The sequence below is a fragment of the Streptomyces sp. NPDC020845 genome (assembly GCF_044334165.1).
In the GTDB taxonomy this organism is placed as follows: Bacteria; Actinomycetota; Actinomycetes; order Streptomycetales; family Streptomycetaceae; genus Streptomyces.
Map to the genome: position 1 here is coordinate 372,616 of NZ_JBIRSJ010000010.1, position 19,867 is coordinate 392,482.

Genomic DNA, 19,867 nt, shown 5'->3' on the forward strand with positions numbered 1-19,867 from the left:
TCAGCGCAGCTTGGGGTCGAGGGCGTCGCGCACCGCGTCGCCGAGCATGATGAACGCGAAGACCGTCAGGCTCAGCATCCCGGCCGGGAACAGCATCACATGCGGGTTGTCGCGGATGGCGTCCTTGGCCGACGAGATGTCGACGCCCCAGGAGACCGTCGGATCGGCGAGGCCCAGGCCCAGGTAGGACAGCGTGGCCTCGGCGGAGATGTACGCACCGAGGGCGATCGTCGCGACGACGATCGTCGGGGCGATCGCGTTCGGCAGCACATGGCGCAGCAGGATCCTGGGCGTACCGGCGCCGAGGGCGCGCGCCGCCACCACGTAGTCCGCCTGCTTGGCGGTGATCACCGAGCTGCGCGTGACGCGTGCGATGGTGGTCCAGCCGAGGAACGCCAGGGCGCCGATGACGACGTACACCTTGCGCTCGGTGAAGGCGTTCATCACGACCATGGTGCCGAGCAGGAACGGCAGGCCGAAGAAGATGTCGGTGACCCGGGAGATGATCGTGTCGATCCACCCGCCGAAGTAGCCCGCCAGCATGCCGAGCACCCCGCCGACGATCGTGACGGCGAGGGTGGTGCCGACACCGACCAGGATCGAGGCGCGGGTGCCGTAGATGACACGCGCGTAGATCGAACGCCCCTGGCCGTCGTAGCCGAACCAGTCCGCCTGGAAGAAGTGCGTCAGCTCCGGCTTGGTCAGGAAGTGCTTGGTCAGATCGCCGTCGCGCGGGTCGGCGCCGGTGAAAACACCGGGGAAGGCGGCGATCAGGAGCAGCAGCACCAGCAGGACCGCCGAGACCCAGAACATCGGGCGGTGGCGCAGCTCGTACCAGGCGTCGCCCCACAGGGAGCGCGGCTTGCCCTGAGGCGCGGGCCCGGCGGCCAGGACGGCGTCCGCGCGGGTATGCGCGGGCGCGGCGTCGAGCGTCGTGCCCTTCTCGGGCTTGGTCTTGGTCACGTCAGGCATAACGGATCCTCGGGTCCAGGACCGCGTACAGCAGGTCGACCAGCAGGTTGATCAACAGGATGATGAGAACGAGGACAGTGACGATGCCGACGATCGTGACGCCCTCGCGCTGCACGAGAGCGGTGTACAGCAGGTTCCCGACACCCTGGACGTTGAAGATGCCCTCGGTCACGACCGCGCCGCCGACGAGGCTGCCCACGTCGGTGCCGAGGAAGGTGATCACCGGAATGAGCGAGTTGCGCAGCAGGTGGACGCCGACGATACGGCGGCGCGGCAGGCCCTTGGCGAGCGCGGTGCGCATGTAGTCGGCGCGCAGGTTCTCCGCGAAGGTGGTGCGGGTCAGCCGGGCCACATACGCCATGGACAGCATCCCGAGGACGAAGCCTGGCAGCAGCAGTTGCTCCAGGTTGGTGGAGTCCTGGACGTTGGGCGGCAGCCACTGGAGTTCGTCCGCGAAGAGGAACCGGGCGAGGTAGCCGAGGACGAACACCGGCATCGCGATGACGATGAGGGTGAAGATCAGCACGCCGGTGTCCACGGCCTTGCCGGCCTTGAGCCCGGCCCAGGCGCCGAGCCCGATGCCGATGATCATCTCGATGGCGAGGGCCACCCCCGCGAGGCGGAGGGTCACCGGGAACGCCTGGGTGATCTCGTCGAGGACCGGGCGGCCGCCGAACGTCTCACCGAAGTCGCCCTGGAACAGGTTGCCCATGTAGTCGACGTACTGCCGCCACAGGGGCTTGTCGAGTCCGAACTTGTGGCGCAGCTGCACGACCTGCGCGGGGTCCGCGGCCTTGTCGCCCCACATCGCCCTGATGGGGTCGCCGGGGAGAACGTGGACCATAAGGAAAATCAACAGAGTTGTCCCGATGAACACCGGGATCATCTGGAGCAGTCGTCTGAGGACGTAGCGCCCCATTATGCCTCCATGCCGTTGGGGGGCGGCGAAGGCCTCGTCTCGTCTACAGCCACCGGGTGGGGGGACAAGGGGCGGGGCCTTGACGCCTGCGAGCCGGTGTCGCCGCTCCCCGGGGTGAGGGGGAGCGGCGACACCGGCCGGCGGTCCCGATGCTTACTTCTTCTTCACCTGGACGTTGGTGAAGATGGGGTCACCGTCCTGGCCGTACGGGATCTTCCCGAGGACGTTCTTGGACTGGCCGCTGTTGACCTTGTAGAACCACAGCGGGATCGCCGGCATGTCCTTGGCGAGGACCTGCTCTGCCTGCTGGTACAGCTTGACGGTCTCGTCCAGCGTGGCGGCCTTGTCGGCCTTCGAGGAGAGCTCGTCGAACTCCTTGTTGGAGTAGCCGCTGGTGTTACCGGCGGCGGTGGAGCCGTACAGGTCACGCATGAAGTTGGAGTTGACCGGGTAGTCGAGCACCCAGCCACCGCGGTACATCGACTTGACCTGGTGCTTGTCACGGGCGTTCAGGTCGGCCTGGAAGTCCGGCTTGGAGTCGCCCACGCACTCGATGCTGAGGGCCTTGCGGATGCTGTTGCAGACCGCGTCGACCCATTCCTTGTGCGGCTGGTCGGCGTTGTACTGGATGGAGATCTTGTTGCCCGGGACGCCGCCACCCTCCTTGACCAGTTCCTTGGCCTTCTTCGGGTCGTAGGTGACCTGCTCCTTGAGCGCGCCCGCCTTGTAGCCGAGCACGCCGCGGGCGACATAGCTGTCGGCCGGGGTGCGCGAGCCGTGCAGCACGGTCTTGGTGATCGTGTCACGGTCGATCGCCATCGACAGACCCTGGATGACCTTGGGGTCGATGTCCTTGAACTGCTTGGTGTAGAAGGCCGGGACGATCGACTGGACCGCCGAGTACTCCTGGTCGATCGCGCGGGCGCCCAGGTCGCTCTTGTAGTTGGTGAGCGCGGTGGTGGGGATCTGCTCGATCCAGTCGAGGGTGTCGGAGCGCAGGGCGGAGTAGGCGGCGTCGGCGGTGGTGTAGTTGACGAAGTCGATGCCGCCGTTCTTGGGCTTGTCCGGGCCCTGGTAGCCGGCGAACGACCGGACCTTGATCATCTTCTTGTGGTCCCAGGAGACGAACTTGTAGGGACCGTTGCCGATCGGGTGCTCACCGGCGGCCTTGGGGTCCTTGAAGAACTCCTTGGGCAGCGGGGACCAGACGTCGTAGCCGAGCTTGTAGGCGAAGTACGAGACCGAGCTGGACAGCTCGATCTTGAACTCGTTGTCGTTGATGACCTTCAGGCCGGACATCTTGTCCGACTTGGGGTCACCCTTGTCCGGGTGGACATCCGCGTAACCCTTGATGTCCTGGAACCAGCTGGAGTTGGTCTGGTTGTTCTTGACGTTGGCCGACCAGTTCCAGGAGTCCACGTAGGACTGGGCGGTCACGGCCTCGCCGTTGTGGAACTTCCAGCCCGGCTTGAGCTTGACGGTCCAGACCGAGGAGTCCTTGTTCGGGGTGACGGACTCGGCGTTGACGTAGGTGAGCTTGCCGGTGCCCGGCTCATAGCCCACCAGCTGGGAGAACACCGCGCGGATGACGCGGCTGCCCTGGCTCTCCTTGGCGTTCGCCGGCTGCAGCGGGTTCTGCGGCTCGCTCAGCTGGGCGGTCAGGATCCCCTTCGGGTCCGCCGTCCCCTTGTTCATGTCCTTGCTGCCGCTGTCACCGTCGTCGCCGCCGCCACAGGCGGTTGCGGCCAGCGCCACAACCGCCGCCATCGCGACCCACTTGGCGCTCATCGCACCGCGCATGGGTTTGCCTCCTCAGGAGTCCACTGTCACTACGAAAAAAAGGGGCCGCCGGAGACACGCTGACACCCCTGACAGCGAAAGGGACCGGAACCCCCCCGTGTGCTCGCAGGCCGGCGCTCCCCACAGCGCGTGACCCATCGACCCGAGCCCAACGGACCCCATAATTGAGCACGACAGTCCCGTAAACCACACTTAAAGGGTCTCGCTTTGGTCACGAGATCTACGCGCGGAGCTTCGAAATCCGGACAAAACTGCCGCAGACAGACACACGCGAAACGGACTGTTAACACATCATGCGGAGCGCAGTCACCGATAATCGGACGATGATCGCCGAATAAGAGCTTGACTGACATCTTGCTGACATGACAAGAGCCCGGATCCCGCCCTCCATGGGCAGGAATTCCGGGCTGTTGGCATATGCAGGACGCCTTACCGGCCGATTACTCCAGGTAATCGGCCGGTATTACTTTTGCTGGTGCTTTTGCGTTAGCGCTTCGCGCGGGCGGCCGTCCTGGCGCGGTCCTTCTGGTCCAGCACCAGCTTGCGGATACGGACCGTCTCCGGGGTCACCTCGACGCACTCGTCGTCGCGGCAGAACTCCAGGGACTGCTCCAGCGAGAGCATCCGCGGCGGGACCAGGGACTCGGTCACATCCGCCGTCGAGGACCGCATATTGGTGAGCTTCTTCTCCTTGGTGATGTTCACGTCCATGTCGTCGGAGCGGGAGTTCTCGCCGACGATCATGCCCTCGTACACCTCGGTGCCCGGGGAGACGAACAGCGTGCCGCGCTCCTGGAGGTTGGTCATCGCGAAGGCGGTCACCACGCCCGAGCGGTCGGCCACCAGCGAGCCGTTGTTACGGGTCTTGAGCTCGCCGAACCAGGGCTCATGGCCCTCGTGGATGGAGTGCGCGATACCGGTGCCCCGGGTCTGGGTCAGGAATTCCGTACGGAAGCCGATGAGACCGCGGGAGGGCACGATGAACTCCATACGGACCCACCCGGAGCCGTGGTTGGACATATTGTCCATCCGGCCCTTGCGGGTGCCCATGAGCTGAGTGACCGCACCCATGTGCTCCTCGGGCACATCGATGGTGATGCGCTCGATCGGCTCGTGGACCTTGCCCTCGATCTCCCGGGTGACCACCTGCGGCTTGCCGACGGTCAGCTCGAAGCCCTCCCGGCGCATGGTCTCCACCAGGATCGCCAGCGCCAGCTCGCCCCGGCCCTGGACCTCCCAGGCGTCCGGGCGGTCGGTGGGCAGCACGCGCAGCGAGACATTGCCGATCAGCTCGCGCTCCAGGCGGTCCTTGACCAGGCGCGCGGTGACCTTGCGGTCCTTCACGGCCGACTTGTCCGCGCCCTTGCCGCCGGGGCCCCGGCCGACCAGCGGCGAGGTGTTGGTCCCGATGGTCATCGAGATGGCCGGCTCGTCGACCGTGATCAGCGGGAGGGCGATCGGGTTCTCGGGGTCGGCCAGGGTCTCGCCGATCATGATCTCCGGGATGCCCGCGACCGCGCAGATGTCGCCGGGCCCGGCGACCTCGGCGGGCTTACGGGTCAGCGCCTCGGTCATCAGCAGCTCGGTGATCCGGACGTTGGAGACCGAGCCGTCACGCTTGATCCAGGCGACGGTCTGCCCCTTCTTCAGCTCGCCCTGCTCGACGCGGAGCAGCGCGATACGGCCGAGGAAGTTGTCCGCGTCCAGGTTGGTGACATGGGCCTGGAGGGGGGCGCTGGCGTCGTACTCGGGGGCCGGGATCGTCTCCAGGAGGGTGGAGAAGAACGGCTGCAGATTGTCACTGTCGGCCGGGACGGTGCCGTCCTCCGGCTTGTTCAGCGAGGCCACGCCGTCGCGGGCGCAGGCGTAGACGATCGGGAACTCGATCTGCTCCTCGGTCGCGTCCAGATCCAGGAAGAGGTCGTACGTCTCGTTGACGACCTCGTCGATCCGGGCGTCCGGGCGGTCGGTCTTGTTGATGCACAGGATGACCGGCAGCTTGGCCTGCAGCGCCTTGCGCAGCACGAAGCGGGTCTGCGGCAGCGGGCCCTCGGAGGCGTCCACCAGCAGCACCACCGCGTCGACCATGGACAGACCGCGCTCGACCTCACCGCCGAAGTCGGCGTGGCCGGGGGTGTCGATGATGTTGATGGTGACGGGGTCCCCGCCGTCCGCCGGGTGGTACTTGACGGCGGTGTTCTTGGCGAGAATGGTGATGCCCTTCTCGCGCTCCAGGTCGTTGGAGTCCATGACCCGGTCGTCCACGTGCTGGTGGGCGGCGAACGCGCCGGCCTGCTTGAGCATGGCATCGACGAGGGTCGTCTTGCCGTGGTCGACGTGGGCGACGATGGCAACGTTACGGATGTCGTGGCGCGTGGGCACTGCGGCGCTTCTCCCGGAATCGTGGATGGCGGCGCGCCGGGTCCGGCACGCCCGCCTGCCGGGCAGATCACGCCACGGCCTCACCCCATGGTACGTGGACGGGGCGGTAACGCCCGCCCCGCCCGTACCCGGGCCGGGGGGGATCGGACTCAGGCCCGCGCGCGGTCGCCCTCGCGGCAGCCCAGCCTGGCGGCCTCGCGCGCGCCGCCGCTCGCCTTCTTGTCCAGCTTCTCGCCGCACGCCAGGATGATCTCGATTGCGGCGTCGTCCCAGGTCACCACGTGGCCGGAGCTGACCGTCTCGTCCCCGCAGGCATAGCGGAAATCGGCCTCGACCAGGTCGTACGCGCGGGCCATGACATAGCGGCCAGGTAGGCCGGCCTCGCCGTAGGAGGAGTCCTTGTCCTTGTCGTACGCGGTCGTTTGCCCGATACGGTCGGCCAGGGGGACGACCGGCTTCGCCTGCTGGGCCAGACTGCGGATCGACTGCTTCTCGGGCAGGGTCGCGCCCTGTGTCCGGACGGACACGGTGTAGCGGGCCACCGTCTCGACACCATCGGTACTGACCTTGCCGCCCCTCTTGACCTTGGTGGCGACCGCCATATCGGTCACCGCCGGGCGCCGGGAGACGTTCAGCCAGGTGTACGTGCCGTCGGCGCACGCCTTTTGGGCCGCGATGTTCTGCCCTTTGGCCGCAGTGTTCTGAGAGCCGCCGCGGGCGGCATCATCGGAGCCGCCCGACGTACAGCCCGCGGCCCCCGTCATGATCGCTACGGCCGCGACCGCCGTGGTCAATCCACGCTTCATGTCGTCTTCCCCCGCGTGTCCGGTGTCGTGATCACGCACCATACTTCGCGTCGACCGGCGTACCGGACAAGGGAGTTGAGACAGTCCTGAGGGTTACTTGCGGAAGCCGATGTCCTGGTAGCGCGGGGTGGCGAAGCCGAAGGCGCCCGCGTTGACCACCGTCTTTCCGGCCGCGACCAGTTGGGGGCGCTGGTAGAGCGGGATGGACCCGGCCGCCGCCCAGATCCGCGCGTCCGCGCGGCTGACCAGGGTCCGGGAGGAGCCGGAGTCAAGCTCGGCGACGGCCTCGTCGAAGAGCTGGTCGATCTGGTCCGTGCCCACCCGGGTGTAGTTCTGCTCGACGACCAGCGAGCCGTCGGCGGCGGGCTGCGGCTTGGCGTAGATCGGGCGGGCGTCGGTGGCGGGGTAGGCGCTGGCGGGCCAGGAGTAGAGGGCGAGGTCGTAGTTGCCGGAGGCGATGTGGTCCTTGAAGTAGCCGCTGCCCGAAACCTTGGTGATCTTGGCGCGGACGCCGATCGCCTCCAGCATCCGCGCGATGCGCGCGCTGACCTTGCCCAGCGGGGCGGTGCCGGCGCCGGTCGGCACCACGAAGCGCAGCTCGAGCGGCTGGCCGTGCTTGCGCACCACGGCCGCTGGGGCGCGCCCGGAGCGGCCCGCGTCGCCCGCGTCGGGGCCCGCGCCCCGGCCACCGTCGCGCTTCCCGCCGTCCCGGGCGGCGTCGTGGCCCTGGTCGTCCGTCTTGGCGCCGAGCGCCTTCTGCCGGGCCGAGGCCGGGGCGGCGCGCCAGCCGGCGTCGGCGAGCAGGGCCTGGGCGGCGTGGGTGTCCTTGCCGCCGAGGGCGCCGCTGTGGTCCTTGTAGCCCTGCTGGCCGGCCATCAGCAGATGGTTGCCGAGCGGCTTGGCGGGCAGCCCCAGGGGCCCCAGCACCAGCTTCGCGAGGTCCTTGCGGTCGATCGCGCGGGCCACGGCGCGGCGCACCCGCTCGTCGGCGAGCGGGCCCTTGGCGCCGTTCAGGGCGAGCTGGGTGTACGCGGGCTCCAGGGCCTTGCGCACGACAAGCCTGCGCAGGGCCGCCTTCTCGGCCCGCGCCTCCTTGGAGGAGTTCTCCTCCGCCCAGGCGCGCATCGCGTCGGCCGCGTTCCGGCCGCCCGCCGCCAGGTCCGTCCCGGCCTCGGCCCCGTGCTGGGCCGACGGCTCGGCCGCCGCCTGTTTGTCCGTCCCCCGCTTCCCGTTCTCCGCCTTCTGTGCCTTCCCCTCCGTCTTGCCCTTCTTCTTGGGCACCTCGGCCGCGTCCTGGATCCGCTCGGCCATGGCCCGGTCGACCTCGGCCAGATCGAGCTTCCCGGCCAGCAGCGCGGCGGGCCTGTCCTTGACCGGTACGGCCTTGAAGACCAGCTTGTCGAGCCGGGCCCGGTCACCCCACCAGCGGGGGTTGCGCACCAGCGTGACGCTCTTCGTACCACCCGTGATGCTGCGCATCATGAACGGTCCCGCGCTGACCGCGAGCCCCCGGCGCCGCCCGTCGTTGAAGGCCGTCGGGTCGCTCATCACGCTCTTCGGGTAGAGCGGGGTGAACAGCGAGCGCCAGTCCGCGTACGGCTTGGCGAAGGTGACCTCGACCTCGTGCTCCCCGTCGCCGGGCTCGACCTTGGCGATGCGGTCGTACCCGGCGTTGCGGGCCGTCCAGTACGCGCCGTCCGCACCGCGCAGCGCCTTCCACTGGGCGGTGAAGTCCTCGGCGCCGATCGTGCGCCCGTCGGTCCACACGGCCTTCGGGTTGAGCTTGTAGCGCACGACCTGCTTGGGCTCGCGGTCCACCACGTCGGCGGCCTGGAGATAGTCGGAGTTGCGCTGCGGGCGGCCTTGGCCGTCCAGGGTGAACAGGGACGGCAGGACGGCGCCGGCGATCCGCTGGGTGCCGCTGTCGGCGTTGGTCTGGAAGGCGTTGAACGTCCCTGGCGCCGCGTCCAGGGCCCAGCGCAGCGTCCCCGTATCGGCCACCCGGTCGCGGGCGGCCGTGCCCACGTCCCGTCGGGCGGCGGCGGGCGAGCTGTCGTCGCCGCCGGAGCTGCATCCGCTCGCCCAGGGCAGCGGCAGCAGCACTCCCGCGGCGAGCAGCACGACACGGCGGCGCTTGGCGATGGACATGGCGCGGTACCTCCGGGGTGGGCCTGCTCGGCCGGACGGGCCGGGCGAGCCGGAATTGTGCATATTTGGCATATTGTGACGCTCATCGCATATACTCCTCACTCAAAGCGACGGTTCAGGAAACAGCACGCCGAGACGGCCATGGAGGGGAAAGGATCACCCGAGCGGGTCAATCCGGTGGGCGCGTACCCCCGCGCGCGAAGGTGCCTTCGCTCCGGTGGCCGCGCCAATCCCGACAGATCCCTTCCCAACCGCGACCATGACGCGTAACACTCGCTGTCGCATGAGCGTCGCCAACCGCAACCGCGGAAGTGAGGGCAAGTCATGTCCTTGAACGACGACTTGACGGCCGTCCAGCGCTGTCTCGACGATCTGGTCCGCTCCGTCCACCGGCTGGAACAGGCAGTCGGCCCCGGGGGCCTGGAGATACGTCGCGTCCGTACCGACGCGGACCATCTGCGCGAAAGCCTGGCCCTGCTGCGCGCGACCACCCCCGGCGAGCGGTCGAGCCCCGAGATGGTGCTGGTCCCCGACGCGCCGTACAACAGCGCGCTCTGGTTGGACGTCGACGACGAGGGGCTCGGCGCGCGCGACCGCCACGCGCCCTGAGGCGCGCACGCGGCGTAACCGGCGCCCCGCCCCACCAGGCGGACCCGCCCCACCAGGCGGACCCGCCCCACGGGGCGACCCGGCACCCGGCGCCAGGCCCCAGCGGGCGACGCGCCACGAGGCGACCCGGCAGCTGACGCATGGCGCTCTCCCCGAGGTGTCCCGCCCTCACGCCGCGTGAGTGCCGCCCCATCACCCACCCGCACACTCCACCACGGAGTCCCCTTTGGCCACAGGCACCGACCCCCAGGCCCGTACGGCCTCCGGAAAAGACCCCGCCACGCACGGCGTACACGCGCCGTCGCGCGCCGCCGTCCCGGCCCGCCATCTGCGCACCGACCGCTGGTGGCTCTCGCCCGCGGCGACCGCCGCCGGTCTTTTCGCCTTCGTCGTCTACTCGACCTGGCGGGCCTTCTCCGGAGACGACTACTACGCCGAGCCGTATGTCTCGCCGTTCTACTCGCCCTGCGTCGCGCAGAACTGCGTGCCCATGAAGGGCGGCGCGAACTGGGAGATCTTCGGCGCGTGGTGGGGCCTGTCCCCCGCCCTGCTGATCCTGATCTTCCCGCTGGGCTTCCGGCTGACCTGCTACTACTACCGCAAGGCGTATTACCGGGGCTTCTGGGCCTCGCCCCCGGCCTGCGCGGTCCCCGAGCCACGCGCCAAGTACTCCGGCGAGACCCGCTTCCCGCTGATCCTGCAGAACATCCACCGCTACTTCTTCTACTTCGCGGTGATCGTCGCCGGGATCCTCAGCTACGACACGGTGCTCGGCTTCCGCGACGAGCACGGCCGGTGGGGCCATATGGGCCTCGGCACCCTGGTGCTGCTCGTCAACATCGCGCTGATCTGGGCGTACACCCTCTCCTGCCACTCCTGCCGGCATATCGTCGGCGGCCGGCTCAAGCACTTCTCCCGGCATCCGGTGCGCTACCGCCTATGGGGCTGGGTCAGCAAGCTCAACGCCCGCCATATGCAGCTGGCCTGGGCGTCGCTGGTGAGCGTCGCCGTGGCCGACTTCTACGTCTATCTGGTGGCCAGCGGCGCCTTCGACGACCCGCGCTTTTTCTAGGAGAGGTGCCCAACAAGATGACCCAAGTCGAACGGCAGTCGTGGGACGTGGTCGTGATCGGCGCCGGCGGCGCCGGGCTACGGGCCGCGATCGAAGCGCGCGAACAGGGCAAGCGCTGCGCCGTCATCTGCAAATCGCTCTTCGGCAAGGCCCACACCGTGATGGCCGAGGGCGGCATCGCCGCCAGCATGGGCAATGTCAACGAGGGTGACAACTGGCAGGTGCACTTCAGAGACACCATGCGCGGCGGAAAGTTCCTCAACCACTGGCGGATGGCGGAGCTGCACGCGCAGGAGGCCCCGGACCGGGTCTGGGAGCTGGAGACCTGGGGTGCGCTCTTCGACCGCACCGCCGACGGAAAGATCTCCCAGCGGAACTTCGGCGGCCATGAGTATCCGCGCCTCGCCCATGTCGGCGACCGCACCGGCCTGGAGCTGATCCGCACCCTCCAGCAGAAGATCGTCTCCCTGCAGCAGGAGGACAAGGCCGAGTTCGGCGACTACGAGGCGCGGCTGAAGGTCTTCCAGGAGTGCACGGTCACCCGTGTCCTGAAGGACGAGGCGGGCGAGCGGGTCGCCGGGGTCTTCGGCTACGAGCGCGAGTCCGGCCGCTTCTTCACCATCGAGGCCCCCGCGGTGGTGCTGGCCACCGGCGGCATCGGCAAATCCTTCAAGGTGACGTCCAACTCATGGGAGTACACCGGCGACGGCCACGCACTGGCGCTGCTGGCCGGGGCGCCGCTGGTGAACATGGAGTTCGTGCAGTTCCACCCGACCGGTATGGTCTGGCCGCCCTCGGTCAAGGGCATCCTGGTGACCGAGTCGGTGCGCGGCGACGGCGGGGTGCTGCGCAACAGCGAGGGCAAGCGCTTCATGTTCGACTACATCCCGGATGTGTTCAAGGAGAAGTACGCCCAGACCGAGGACGAGGGCGACCGCTGGTACGAGGACCCGGACCACAACCGCCGCCCGCCCGAACTGCTCCCCCGCGACGAGGTCGCCCGCGCCATCAACTCCGAGGTCAAGGCGGGCCGCGGCTCCCCGCACGGCGGGGTCTTCCTCGATGTCTCCACCCGGATGCCCGCCGAGGTCATCAAGCGGCGGCTGCCCTCCATGCACCACCAGTTCAAGGAGCTGGCGGACGTCGACATCACCGCCGAGCCCATGGAGGTCGGCCCGACCTGCCACTACGTGATGGGCGGCGTGGACGTCGACCCGGACACCACGGCCGCGACCGGAGTGCCAGGGCTGTTCGCCGCCGGCGAGGTCGCGGGCGGGATGCACGGCTCCAACCGGCTGGGCGGCAACTCCCTCTCCGACCTGCTGGTCTTCGGCCGGCGCGCGGGGCTGCACGCGGCCCGGTACGCGGACGAGACGGCCGCGGAGACTGCCACGGCGGAGCGGCGACCGACACCGGACGACGCGCAGATCGACCTGGCGGCGGCCGAGGCGCTGCGCCCGTTCAGCGCGGAGGGCGGCGACCCCTCGAGCCGGGCACCTCAGTCCACGGTTCCGGCCGAGAATCCGTACACGCTCCACCAGGAGCTCCAGCAGACCATGAACGACCTGGTCGGCATCATCAGGAAGGCCGGCGAGATGGAGGAGGCGCTGCACCGCCTGGCCGCCCTGCGGGTGCGGGCGCGGCGCGCCGGGGTGGAGGGGCACCGGCAGTTCAACCCGGGCTGGCACCTGGCCATCGATCTGCGCAACATGCTGCTGGTCAGCGAGTGCGTGGCGCGCGCCGCGCTGGAGCGGACCGAGAGCCGCGGCGGGCACACCCGCGACGACTATCCGGAGATGGACCGCGAGTGGCGGCCGGTCAACCTGGTGTGCCGACTCGCCGACCCCTCCGGCGAGCCGGCCGCGCCGGACGCGCGCCAGGGCCAGATCCGGCTGGAGCGCCGCCTGACCCCGCCCATCCGGCCCGATCTGCTCGGCCTGTTCGAGAAGGACGAGCTGGCGAAGTACCTGACGGACGAGGAGCTGAGCCAGTGAGCGCGTACGAGGCCCACTTCAAGGTGTGGCGGGGCGATGTGGAAGGCGGCGGTCTGAAGGACTTCCACGTCGAGGTCAACGAGGGGGAGGTCGTTCTGGACATCGTCCACCGGATCCAGGCGACCCAGGCCCCGGACCTGGCGGTCCGCTGGAACTGCAAGGCGGGCAAGTGCGGCTCCTGCAGCGCCGAGATCAACGGGCGGCCCCGGCTCATGTGCATGACCCGGATGTCGGTTTTCGGCCGCGACGAGACGCTCACCATCACCCCGCTGCGCGCCTTTCCGGTCGTACGGGACCTGGTGACCGATGTGTCGTTCAACTACGAGAAGGCGCGCGAGGTGCCGTCCTTCGTACCGCCGGAGGGCCTGGGGCCGGGCGAGTACCGGATGTGGCAGGAGGACGTGGGGCGGTCCCAGGAGTTCCGCAAGTGCATCGAGTGCTTCCTGTGCCAGGACACCTGTCATGTGGTGCGCGACTTCGAGGAGAACAAACAGGTCTTCGCCGGGCCCCGGTTCCTGATGCGGGTCGCCGAACTGGATATGCATCCGCTGGACGGGGCGGCAGAGACCGGTCTCGACCGCAAGCGCACGGCCCAGGAGGAGCACGGTCTGGGCTACTGCAACATCACCAAGTGCTGCACCGAGGTCTGCCCGGAGGGGATCAAGATCACGGACAATGCGCTGATCCCGCTCAAGGAGCGGGCGGTGGACCGTAAGTACGACCCGCTGGTCTGGCTGGGCAACAAGATCCGCCGCCGCGAGTCCTGATTGTTTGCGGACGGGCCGGGCCCGGGCAGGGGCACCTCCCAGCGGTAGCTGGGGGAGAACCGAGCCACAAAAAGAGGTGCCCGGCCCGTCACCACATGCTCAGCAGCGCCTCCACCGAGTCCGGGCCGGACGACTGCCCGTTGGGCAGCGCCAGCTCGAACCAGACCGTCTTGCCGTGCGGCGTGCGCCGGCTGCCCCAGCCCGCGCTGAGCAGGCCGACCAGCTGCAGCCCGCGCCCGCCCTCGTCGGTGTCGCGGGCGCGGCGGCGCCGGGGCTGGACCAGGCCGCTGTCCCAGACCTCGCAGACCAGCGTGCGGTCCAGCAGCAGACGCAGCCGGATCTCGCCCTCGCCGTACCGCAGGGCGTTGGTGACCAGCTCGCTCACCAGCAGCTCGGTGGTGTCCACCAGTTCGTCCATGCCCCAGGACTCCAGCTGCTGCCGGGCCAGTTCACGGGCGCGGCCGACCGACTTGGGCTCGCTGGGCAGCTGCCAGTCCCCGACCGACTCCGCCGACAGACCCTGCATCCTGGCCATCAGCAGGGCGATGTCGTCCTCGCCGTGGTGGGTGTCCAGGGTGGACAGCACGTGGTCGCAGACGTCCTCCAGGGACACCACGCTGTCCGGGGTGTTGAGGGACGCGCGCAGGGCCTGCAGCCCCTCGTCGAGGGTGTGGTCGCGGGACTCGACCAGGCCGTCGGTGTAGAGGGCCAGCAGCGCCCCGTCGGGGAGTTCGACCTCGATCTCCTCGAACGGTTCGCCGCCGACGCCCAGCGGCATCCCGGGCGGGACCTCCATCAGCAGGGCGGATTCGCCCGGTTCGACGAGGACGGGGGGCGGGTGACCGGCGTTGGCGAACGTACAGCGACGGGTGACCGGGTCGTAGACGGCGTAGACGCAGGTGGCCAGGTAAACCTCAGCCAGGCCAGACAGGTCGGAGGAGCCGTCGGCGGCCTTGCCGCGGGCGAGGGCGCGCGAGCCCGCCCGGCCTCCGGCGTGCGATCCGCCGGGCGCCCCGAGCCCGGCGGCGATCTCGTCCAGCGCGGACAGGACCTCGGCGGGCTCCAGGTCGAGCATGGCGAGGGTCCGTACGGCGGTGCGCAGCTCGCCCATGGCGACGGCGGCGCGCAGACCGCGGCCCATCACATCGCCGACCACCAGGGCCGTGCGGTGGCCGGGCAGTTCGATGACGTCGAACCAGTCGCCGCCCACCTCGGTCGCCGTGTTGCCCGGCAGATAGCGGCAGGCGATATCGAGCCCGGCGGCCTCCGGGTCGCCGGGCGGTAGCAGGCTGCGCTGGAGTATCAGCGCACGCTCGTGCTCTCTGCGGTAGAGGCGGGCGTTGTCGATGGAGACGGCCGCGCGGGCGGCCAGCTCCACGGCCAGGGCGGTGTCCCGCTCGCCGAACGGCTCGCTGCCCTTGGTGCGGGAGAACTGGGCGAGGCCGACGACCGTGTCGCGCGCGACCATCGGCACCACCAGGGTGGACTGGAGCATGGTGCCCATCTCCAGGCTCTCGCCGCCGTCCCGGCCGGGGATGACGCGGGCGCGGGCGGTTCGCAGGGCCACGGCGCTGGGCGAGTTGAAGGGGTAGCGGTGCACCTCGCCGACCTGGACGGGCTTGGTGGCGCCGTCGGCTCCGTCGCCACCGGGTCCGCCACTGGACAGATAGCTGTCGCCGAAGCCGACCGGCCCGGCCGAGACGGCGCTGGCGAAGGCCACCCGGCGCAGCTCGGCGCTGCCGTCGGCCAGTCCGGGCGGGGTCTCGTCGCCGACGAGCAGCCCCTGGTAGAGGTCCACGGAGGCCAGGTCGCAGAACTGCGGTACGGCCACGTCCAGCAGCTCGCGCGCGGTGGTCTCCAGGTCGAGGGAGGTACCTATTCGGGCCCCCGCCTCATTGAGCAGCGCCAGGTTGCGGCGTACGCCCGCGGCTTCCTGTTCGGCGCGGCGACGGCCGGTGACATCGGTGGCAAGACCGGCGACGCCGATGGGCCGGCCCGAGCCGCTGTGCAGCCGGTACAGCGAGATGGACCAGCGGCGCCGCTCGGGGTTGCCGGGCACGGTACCCACAATGGGCATATCGGTCAGCGACTGCCCGCTGTCGAGGACTTGGCGCAGGGCGGCGGCGAGCCGGTCGGCCTCGCCGCGCGGCAGCAGGTCGTACGCGGAGGCGCCGCGATACGCCTCGGCGGGGCGGCCGAAAACCGTGGCAAACCGCTCATTGACGCGAAGCATGCGCAGATCGGTGCCGAAGAGAAAGAAACCGAGCGGAGATTGACCGAAAACGGCCTGCGACGCGGCGAGGTCGGTCTCCAACCCCCGTAGAGCCGTCACATCCACGGCGATACACAGCGCGGACCGCTCACCGTGCTCGGTCTCGGCCGGCATCACATAGACCTCGGCGATGCCATGTGCCTGCGGCGCCTGCGGGTTGTGATACGGGACGAGTCCGGTCCACTCCCTGCCGTCGAGGATGTCGGCGACCGTCCGGCGGCTTGCCTCACGCAGCTCGGGCGGTACGAACGCCTCCACCGGGTCCTTGCCGATGGCCTCTTCATGGCTCAGACCAAGGAGCTCGGTGGCGCGCCGGCTCCACTGGGCGATCCGGCCGTCGGGCCCCAGCGAGAAGGAGGCGACCCGGATGTAGTCGTAAATCGAGCCGGGCGGGCTGCTCTGCCAGACCGACGGGGCGGAGGACAGTGAGGATTCCGACGATCGGTATGGCACGGGCAAAGACGACGAGCTGGATACAGAAGACGAAGATGACGACGAGGAAGGCAAGGCGGGCACGATAGGCGAACGCGACGATGAGGATGTACGGGACTTTGGCGACATCTGCGAACCAACCGCCTCCTCGGGCATATCCGCCCCCGCTGGCTTCTCGCTCATGCGCCCGTCCCCTCCGGCTCAGGTGCTCCGACCGGCTCTCAGATAGCGAGTATCCAGCACCTCGGCCATCCGGAGTACGGTCTTCACGATCACAGCACTATCTCAGCCCGCATTCAGGTTCCGTCCTGGCTTTTTGACAAGCGCTCAAGATCAGCGCTCACTCACACTCTTAACCGGGCAGAGCCAGCTCGAACCACACCGTTTTCCCGGTGGCGCCGGCCCGGGCGCCCCAGCGCAGCGCGGAGCGGGCCACCAACTGCAGGCCGCGGCCGCTCTCGTCCTCCGGGGTGGCCACACGCTCGCGCGGCGGATCGGTGAGCGGGTCGGAGACCTCGACCAGCAGGACCGGGCCCCCCGCGGCGCGTTCGCGACGGGCGTACATGCGGACGCCGATCGGGCCGCTGGCATGCCGCAGCGCATTGGTGACCAACTCGCTCACCAGCAACACCGTCATATCGCCCAGCGGCGCAAGACCCCAGCACTCCAGCGCCTCGCGCACCTGGGAACGGACCACCCGGACGGCACCGGGCTCGGCGGGGAGGACCCACTCGGCGGAGCCGGGCCGGCCGGGCCCGGAACCAGCCGCTCCTGCGCCGTCCGTCACGCCGATCACTTCCCCCGACATGTCCAAGCCCTGCCGGAATGCATGGATTCAGGGAGGTTAATCAGTACATACCCGATATCCGGGCGGGGTATCGTCGACCGTCTCGCCGGGTACATGAGCGCGGGACCGGAGGCGGGCCGCCAGGGCAGGCCCTACGCACTCAGCAGCCGCCGTACCGCCTCGGCCACCGCCGGACGGTCCTCGTCCAGCCAGTCGACCTCGTCCACGCGGTCGGGCGGCAGCCAGCGCAGCTCGTCGTGGTCCTCCAGCGGGCGCGGCTCACCGGAGCACAGCTCCGCGGTCCACACTTGCAGGACGTACCCCGGCTTGAGGGTCCACTCGCCGGGCAGCCGCTCCAGCGGCCGCACCTCGACGCCCAGCTCCTCGCGCAGCTCGCGCACGAGGGTCTGCTGCGGCGTCTCACCCGGCTCCGCCTTGCCACCGGGCAGCTCCCAGCGGCCGGCGAGCTCGGGCGGGGCGCTGCGTCGCGCGGCCAGCAGCCGCCCCTGGTCGAACACCGCTCCGCCCACCACCATGCGCACCGTCATGTGCCGCACCTTAGACCGTCCGGCAGTAGGCCCGCGGCGTCGCGTGCCGATGGGCGGCTCCCCCGTAGCTCCGCACGGGAGGTGCCCCCTGCGCTCTCCTCACGGGGCACGCCCATGCTTGCCCCTCGACCCTCCCCCCAGGCCCTGGCGGGTGCCCCCTCCTTCTCCCGCGCTCCCTACTGCCGGACGGTCTTACGGGAGTCCCACGGGATGCGGCGCGGGCGATGACGGTGAAAGGCGGCGGGAGCGAGGGCCGGGGGCCGCTCAGCGGGCCTGTCGGGAGGCCGCGGTCCGCTCGACGACGTAGAGCTGCTCCTTGCTCTGCGAGTCGAGCCGGTCGGCCACTTCCTGGGCCTCGGTCTTGGTGGCGTAACGGCCGACGCGATAGCGATTGCCGTTGTCGTCCTGGCGGATGACGAGCCATGGCAGGACGGCATTGCTGTCACTCATCGGTCCGCCCCCTCCAATCTGGCGCGCCCCCGCGCACGCCTCCGTGACTCCGGTAAGGAATTCCCGATCCGCATATGCCCGAGCCTACGCCCAACCTTCACGCACCGGATACGCCTTCTTACAACGAGGTACTCATCCGGCCAGCCGCCGGTCATCGGCGGAGTGGCCGGTCGAGGTGTCGCCCCGCGAAGGCGGCACCTCGTCCGGCCCGCACCGTGTCAGACGCCCGCGGTCGCCTTCTCGCGCCGGTCGTCGTCCGCCTCGCCCGCGGCCTCATTCGCGGCCTCCGCGGCCTCGGCGGCCAGCTCCTGCTCGGCCTGCACCAGGGACGGGTTGCGCCAGGCGCTGCCCACGCCCCAGGCGTAGAAGACCAGACCGATCACGGCCACGATCACGAAGTCCCAGCCGTCGGCCAGATGGCCGTGGCCGCCGTACTTCTTACTGCCGGCCCACGAGACCGTCGCCATGACCAGCAGGTACGACACCATCCAGGCACCCCCCATCAGGTGGGGCTTCAGCTCGGCCCACGGCTTGCGCAGCTCGTACCAGGCCCAGATCGGCAGACCGATCGCCATGATGAAGATGACCTTGCCGGTCAGCGGCCAGCGGGCCCAGTACAGGACGAGCGAGCCGAAGACCATCGCGACCGGCGCGACGATCGGCATCGCACGCAGCTTCACCGGGCGCGGCAGGTTCGGGGAGAGGCGGCGCAGCGACATCACGGCGACCGGGCCGGTGATGTACGAGATGACGGTCGCGACGGAGACGATCTCGGCGAGCGAGCCCCAGCCGCGGAAGACCGCGAGGAACGCGAAGGCGATCACCAGGTTGAGCAGCAGCGCCGGGCGCGGGATGCCGGTCTTGGGGTCGACCCGGCCGAAGACCTTGGGCAGATGGCCGTTCTCCTGCACGCCGTGGATCATGCGGGAGGTGGTGGCCGCGTAGATCATGCCGGTGCCGGACGGGGAGATGAAGGCGTCCGCGTACAGCAGCAGCGCCAGCCAGTTCAGGCCCCAGGCGGTGGCCAGGTCGGCGAGCGGGGAGTTGAAGGACAGGCTCGACCAGCCGCCGTGCGACAGATCGGCGGCCGGGACCGCGCCCAGGAAGGCGACCTGCAGGGCGACGTAGATCACCAGCGAGATGAGGATCGAGCTGATGACGGCCTTGGGCAGGGACTTGCCGGGGTTGCGCGCCTCGCCCGCCATGTTGAGCGGGGACTGGAAGCCGTTGTACGCCCAGACGATGCCGGAGACCGCGACGGCGGTGAACACCGAGCTCCAGCCGTTGGGGGTGAAGCCGCCGTTGCCGCTGATGTTGCCGCTGTCGAAGTGGGCCAGCAGCAGGGCGCCCGCGGTCAGCGCCGGGACGACCAGCTTGAAGACGGTGATCGCGGTGTTGGTCTTCGCGAACAGGGTGATCGCGAACCAGTTGAGGAAGAAGTAGAAGACCAGCAGGACGGAGGCGAGGATGACGCCGGTGCCGGTCAGCTCCTTCCCGTCGTACAACTGCTTCGCCCAGCCGAAGTCCCAGGAGCTCATGTACTGGATGGAGGCGGTGGCCTCACCCGGGATCACCGAGACGATGGCGATCCAGTTGGCCCAGGCGGCCAGATAGCCGGCGAGCGAGCCGTGCGAGTACTGCCCGTACCGGACCATGCCGCCGGCCTTGGGGAACATCGAGCCGAGCTCGGAGTAGGTCAGGGCGATGGTCAGGGCCACCGCGGCGCCGATCACCCAGGCGAGAATAGCGGCGGGGCCGGCCAGTGACGCGGCTCGCTCGGCACCGAAGAGCCAGCCGGAGCCAATGATGGAACCGAGGCCGACCGCGGTGAGCGACACCGTTCCGAGCGACCTTTTGTAATGCGAGTGGGAACCTTGTTCATTGCTCAACGTCCCTGACACTCCCTTCG

Annotated in this window: 15 protein-coding genes; 4 read left to right on the plus strand and 11 right to left on the minus strand. The window is 69.4% G+C overall.

Going from position 1 to position 19,867, the window contains the following annotated elements:
* The 6 genes from ACH4U7_RS27760 to ACH4U7_RS27785 form a co-directional block, all read right to left on the minus strand.
* Window positions 1-972 (minus strand): ABC transporter permease, encoded by a 972-nt coding sequence (locus ACH4U7_RS27760; protein ID WP_398530533.1) that lies wholly within the window; start codon window positions 970-972, stop codon window positions 1-3.
* Window positions 965-1,891: an ABC transporter permease gene (locus ACH4U7_RS27765; RefSeq protein WP_398530534.1), complete on the minus strand. Its 927-nt coding sequence runs from the start codon at window positions 1,889-1,891 to the stop codon at window positions 965-967. Before ACH4U7_RS27765 ends, ACH4U7_RS27760 begins: the two co-directional genes overlap by 8 nt.
* A 153-nt stretch (window positions 1,892-2,044) precedes the next feature.
* A complete protein-coding gene (locus tag ACH4U7_RS27770) occupies window positions 2,045-3,691 on the minus strand; it encodes an ABC transporter substrate-binding protein (protein ID WP_398530535.1) in 1,647 nt (548 codons plus the stop codon).
* A 486-nt stretch (window positions 3,692-4,177) separates the two neighbouring features.
* Window positions 4,178-6,073 (minus strand): translational GTPase TypA, encoded by a 1,896-nt coding sequence (gene typA / locus ACH4U7_RS27775; RefSeq protein ID WP_398530536.1) that lies wholly within the window; start codon window positions 6,071-6,073, stop codon window positions 4,178-4,180.
* 149 nt (window positions 6,074-6,222) lie between these two features.
* The gene (locus ACH4U7_RS27780; protein ID WP_398530537.1) at window positions 6,223-6,879 is read right to left on the minus strand and encodes a hypothetical protein; all 657 of its coding nucleotides are present in this window, start codon (window positions 6,877-6,879) and stop codon (window positions 6,223-6,225) included.
* 93 nt (window positions 6,880-6,972) lie between these two features.
* A complete protein-coding gene (locus ACH4U7_RS27785; protein WP_398530538.1) occupies window positions 6,973-9,027 on the minus strand; it encodes an ABC transporter family substrate-binding protein in 2,055 nt (684 codons plus the stop codon).
* A gap of 324 nt (window positions 9,028-9,351) precedes the next feature.
* Between ACH4U7_RS27785 and ACH4U7_RS27790 the strand changes: the two genes are divergently transcribed.
* From ACH4U7_RS27790 to ACH4U7_RS27805, 4 genes are all read left to right on the plus strand, one after another.
* The gene (locus tag ACH4U7_RS27790; RefSeq protein WP_398530539.1) at window positions 9,352-9,636 is read left to right on the plus strand and encodes a hypothetical protein; all 285 of its coding nucleotides are present in this window, start codon (window positions 9,352-9,354) and stop codon (window positions 9,634-9,636) included.
* Window positions 9,637-9,862: 226 nt separating this feature from the next.
* Window positions 9,863-10,708, plus strand: coding sequence for a hypothetical protein (locus tag ACH4U7_RS27795; protein WP_385620423.1), 846 nt, complete (start codon window positions 9,863-9,865; stop codon window positions 10,706-10,708).
* 17 nt (window positions 10,709-10,725) lie between these two features.
* Window positions 10,726-12,702 (plus strand): fumarate reductase/succinate dehydrogenase flavoprotein subunit, encoded by a 1,977-nt coding sequence (locus ACH4U7_RS27800; protein WP_398530540.1) that lies wholly within the window; start codon window positions 10,726-10,728, stop codon window positions 12,700-12,702.
* Entirely contained in the window at window positions 12,699-13,469 is a 771-nt protein-coding gene (locus ACH4U7_RS27805) for a succinate dehydrogenase/fumarate reductase iron-sulfur subunit (protein WP_398530541.1), read from the plus strand. The genes ACH4U7_RS27800 and ACH4U7_RS27805 overlap by 4 nt, the downstream gene beginning before the upstream one ends.
* 88 nt (window positions 13,470-13,557) lie before the next feature.
* Here ACH4U7_RS27805 and ACH4U7_RS27810 read toward each other — a convergent pair whose 3' ends face one another.
* The 5 genes from ACH4U7_RS27810 to ACH4U7_RS27830 all read right to left on the minus strand — a co-directional run bounded on the left by ACH4U7_RS27810 (window position 13,558) and on the right by ACH4U7_RS27830 (window position 19,847).
* Window positions 13,558-16,356 (minus strand): SpoIIE family protein phosphatase, encoded by a 2,799-nt coding sequence (locus ACH4U7_RS27810; protein ID WP_398530542.1) that lies wholly within the window; start codon window positions 16,354-16,356, stop codon window positions 13,558-13,560.
* A gap of 169 nt (window positions 16,357-16,525) precedes the next feature.
* Window positions 16,526-16,981, minus strand: a complete 456-nt coding sequence (locus ACH4U7_RS27815) for an ATP-binding protein (protein WP_398530543.1) — start codon at window positions 16,979-16,981, stop codon at window positions 16,526-16,528.
* Window positions 16,982-17,112: 131 nt separating this feature from the next.
* Window positions 17,113-17,508 carry a (deoxy)nucleoside triphosphate pyrophosphohydrolase gene (locus ACH4U7_RS27820; RefSeq protein WP_043486881.1) on the minus strand — a complete coding sequence of 132 codons (396 nt, stop codon included), beginning with the start codon at window positions 17,506-17,508 and terminating at the stop codon, window positions 17,113-17,115.
* A gap of 264 nt (window positions 17,509-17,772) precedes the next feature.
* Window positions 17,773-17,958: an SPOR domain-containing protein gene (locus ACH4U7_RS27825; RefSeq protein ID WP_014176736.1), complete on the minus strand. Its 186-nt coding sequence runs from the start codon at window positions 17,956-17,958 to the stop codon at window positions 17,773-17,775.
* Window positions 17,959-18,176: 218 nt separating this feature from the next.
* Window positions 18,177-19,847 carry an APC family permease gene (locus ACH4U7_RS27830; protein ID WP_398530544.1) on the minus strand — a complete coding sequence of 557 codons (1,671 nt, stop codon included), beginning with the start codon at window positions 19,845-19,847 and terminating at the stop codon, window positions 18,177-18,179.
* Window positions 19,848-19,867: the final 20 nt, after the last annotated feature.